Source organism: Sulfurovum sp., assembly GCF_041562805.1.
GTDB lineage: Bacteria > Campylobacterota > Campylobacteria > Campylobacterales > Sulfurovaceae > Sulfurovum.
Map to the genome: position 1 here is coordinate 1 of NZ_JBFFOH010000204.1, position 3,896 is coordinate 3,896.

The 3,896-nt window shown below is 37.0% G+C and carries 3 protein-coding genes; all 3 read right to left on the reverse strand.

The annotated features are described in order from the left end of the window. Positions 1-402: 402 nt before the first annotated feature. Positions 403-1,446, reverse strand: coding sequence for a hypothetical protein (locus tag ABYK33_RS14545; RefSeq protein ID WP_373034018.1), 1,044 nt, complete (start codon positions 1,444-1,446; stop codon positions 403-405). 777 nt (positions 1,447-2,223) lie between these two features. Next, entirely contained in the window at positions 2,224-2,832 is a 609-nt protein-coding gene (locus ABYK33_RS14550; RefSeq protein ID WP_373034019.1) for an SHOCT domain-containing protein, read from the reverse strand. Between the two features lie 862 nt (positions 2,833-3,694). Continuing rightward, on the reverse strand, positions 3,695-3,896 hold a 202-nt coding region (locus tag ABYK33_RS14555), incomplete at its 5' end, for a hypothetical protein (protein ID WP_373034021.1).

Sequence of the window (3,896 nt, forward strand, 5' to 3'; positions counted from 1 at the left end):
ATTAAAATTTATTCTTGGTGGTGAGTTATGTAGTTCTGCGTCTGGGTATATCGCATTTAGCAGTGGCATTACATGAGTTGCATCATGCGTGAAATTGAATGATATTCCCCAGTTTGGCTCAGGGCAAAGGTGGTTCATAGCTCCAGATCTTGAAACAGATATATTTGATATATTAGTGAAATGCTGTTTCATTTTGTCTCACATATAACGACCGAGATAACCGGCTTGCCAACCAGTTGGCTACCAATTTCAAACGGCTATAATTGTTAAAGCCAACTTTAGAGAACACGCGTGCTCGCAAGTCGGGTTGATTGATTTGTTATGTGATTCTAAATGCTTGGGTTGTTTTAGGTCAAGTAGGGTGGCTATTGTAGTCCCTAACTCATTGTTATGTGATAATTTCTAATCTAAAGCAATGCTTATATATTCAAAATCAATGCTAAGCATATCTTTTACATAGTTTATATATCCTATTTCATCATTATTTGGCTCGTATTGACCTGCAACAAATAAGAATTTTTTCCTCTTATCATCATCATGATATGAATAAGACAATATTTGACCCAATGCCTCTCTTACACAGTCGGATGCATAAGCAGATGACTTGACCTCATAGAAAAGTAGCTTTTTAGGTAAAACAACTTTTACATCAACATAGTTTTCTTCAAGTAGAACCTTGCCTACGCCATGTTCTTTCTCAAGAATGAGCTTCAGTTTTTCTTGAATTAAATTATGATTTTGAGTTGCTATGTAGCTCCTACCGCCTCTTCTCTGCTGGCTTTGACTATTTCTGCTTTCAGCAGCCTTTCTTTTTTTTCTTTTAGATGAGCTAGGCTTGCCAGTAAGAGCTGAGTCTCCATATTTAGTGTAAAGTTCATGAGCATAATCATAAATCGAGACATGTGCAGGCTTATTGTCAATAATAAGATATTGTATCTCTGAGTTTTTTGTTTTTTTATCAACCTTTAGCTTGAAGCTTTGCGCTATTGTATGAAGCACGGATTTTTTGAATATTGGAATTAGCCTCTCGTTTGAATATAGATAGGCTATTTTCCATTTTACAAACAATGTCAAATGCAGATTATCCAGTTTCTCAAATTGTCCTTTCTGTGAGAACTTTATAATATACAGAATTTCTTTCTTTATATTTTCAAAGGCTTCACTCTTTGTTTGCCCATAATATCTTTGCCAAGAATATTCTGAATCACTTACTAGGTTTTTAGGTTTTTTATTTTTATTGCTTCTTTTATAGATACCGAATTTACTCGAATTTATTCCCTTTATGCTTCCAAGTGACCTTGTTTTAGTTTCAAGCCATTGACAAAAGGTATCTTTATTACCAACTGAAACGTACTCCTCAAGAGTCATTAATTCGACTCTATCAATACTCCACCGCTCCAGAAAATTGTTGAGTACTTCCCTTGATACCTCAGTTCTATTACTCATTAAATGCCTTTGTAATTGTTTTAGAAATACTTACACATAACGTTGGCGATAAGCTGACCGCTTATCCGCGGTGCCACGCCTTTCCAGTAGGAAAGGTGTGAATGATAGCCCGATAAGTCTCGCGTGCTCGCGGGTCAGCTTGATTGGATGGTTAGTATGGTGTTGTTTAAGCCCTTGCAATAATGCCGTTGTTTAAAGATCCACTGTTCTGAATTGATTGTGGATTTGCAGTTTGCCTATTACTTCCCAGCACCCCGAATTACAACGTTAGCAATGGAAAGAAAGCTCTTTGAAATTAGAGTGTTACTTTGCTTTGCCTGCCGAATTAAAGCACCTTAACTTCAAACTATAAACCAAGCAAGATGAAAATACCAAAGTTGTGTTAGGTACACGGCAATTCTAGGATGAATTGCTCAAAGTATTACCTTTGTTGATATTTGAGATGTTCGGGAATGCTCGGTGTTAAGAGCTGAATGATGAGAAGTGGGGGACAACTGCCAAATAGATAGAATGCGATAAGGTGTTATTGCTGTTGAAATGCCTGTGGATTACTTTAGGTAAAAAGATACACCCAGGCAAAGTGAGGTTGCGAAACCTCGATTTGTGAAAAACAAACCAAATGAAAACACAGAAAATGGGAAAAATACTAACGCAAAGCTAAGACGCGCGCCTAGCTTGGGTTGAGTAAGTTCGAGTTGTATTAAGATGGCCGAAGCCGTTAAAACAGGCGTGCTCGCGCGTCGTGCTTGAGCGAATTGTTATGCATAATTTTATTACTTATATTTTCTCCAGAAGTTCTGCTTTTTTATTTTTGTATTCTTCTTCTGTCAATATACCTTTGTCGTATAGCTCTTTTAAACGTTCAAGATTGTCAAATGCTTCATTGTTTTCTTCTGAAAAATTTCCTGAAATTGTTGATGAGTATTTTTCATTTTTTAAGTTGGTGACAATTACACCAGAGTTTGTTTCTTGCAATTTTTTATTTAATGTTTCGTAAAGAGACACATTTTTTGCTCTGCCTTGAACAAATGAAGATCCACTACCTGAAACCTCATAGTAGTAACCTGATACTTTATTTCCACTTTGGTCTATTCCGCTAGCAGGGAAAACAAGTATTTGTTGTGAATATGTGTCTAGGCCGGAACGAAAATATGTGCTGTAACCTTTAGTCGGCCCGTCAATAATGGTTATTTTTCTGCCGGGTAAGACATTTAGCATTGAGTGGTGCGCAATTTTAAATGCTTCTTTTTCTTCTAATTTATATAGAATTGTTCCGTTTTCTGACTCTGTGGTTGTGAATTTAGTAGAACAGCCATTTAAAAGAAAAATGAATGATAATAGAGCGAATAACGATATTTTTGCTTTTAAATTGTGAGCTGATGACATTTGGGTTCCTTTTTTTTGATGCATAACGTCCGAGATAACCGGCTTGCCAACCAGCTGGCTACCAATTTTAAACGGTTAAAGTTGCTGAAGCTGACTCAAGAGAACGCACGTGCTCGCAAGTCGGGTTGATTGATTTGTTATGTGATTTCTAGCACTTAAGTTCTTTTGGGTCAAGTTTTCGTAAAAGGTGTCGCACTTCAAAGTTGAAGCTAGGACGTTTTAACTGTTTTAATGGGTGGGTTGAAACTTAGGCTTTAGGATAAAGGTATTCCTATAGACATAATGCCAAAAAAAAAGGTTCAGTATTCAGGTAGCCAATTAGGTTGGTAAATTCTTTAATCCTGGAAAGATAAGCAAAACAACATAAGTAGTTTAGTTGAAAAAATTAGGTCGTTTTCTGGCCAACTTGTTTATCTCACAGAAATTCTGTTTTTTAAAATAAATGCGCTACTTTTTCTTTACATGTGCATATATGTTGTGGTTTGCTTCGTGTACTCGGCGTATATGTTGTGGTTTGATCCGAGTGTTGGGCATAAAAAAAGCCCTTCGCACATTTTAAACCCTTAAATTAGTTTGCGGCTAATTTGGGGACGATGTGTGAACAGCTCTTTTTGCGCTCTTGTTTTTTACCTAGATGGGGTTACTTTCAAGAAGCGTTATTTTTTATTTATACCTATTTTCACAAGGTTTGTAAAAAATATTTTGTCTTCTTGAGATTTGATCCAAAGACCAATTCTTTTAAAAGGAGATTTTCTTATGGAAGCTGCAATTTTTCCAATAGGAGTTCTGGTGGGTGTTTTAATTATGCTCAGTAGAAGAGCTTAGCAGGTGGGGGGGTGGTGTTGGGCCAGCACTACCCTTTTCAATTGTTTTCGTTAAGGTGTCTTTGCCAGCGAATTGTTAATGTTTTCATTTTTCTCACATAACGTTGGCGATAAGCTGACCGCTTATCCGCGGTGCCACATCTTTCCAGCAGGAAAGATGTGAATGATAGCCCTAAAAGACTGGCGTGCTCGCGGGTCAGCTTGATTGGATGGTTGTATTGACGGTGTACTACCGAGCAA

Coding starts and splice junctions, on each gene's coding strand:
- ABYK33_RS14545 (WP_373034018.1), bottom strand. CDS start 1,446: ATGAGTAATAGAACTGAGGTATCAAGGGAAGTACTCAACAATTTTCTG.
- ABYK33_RS14550 (WP_373034019.1), bottom strand. CDS start 2,832: ATGTCATCAGCTCACAATTTAAAAGCAAAAATATCGTTATTCGCTCTA.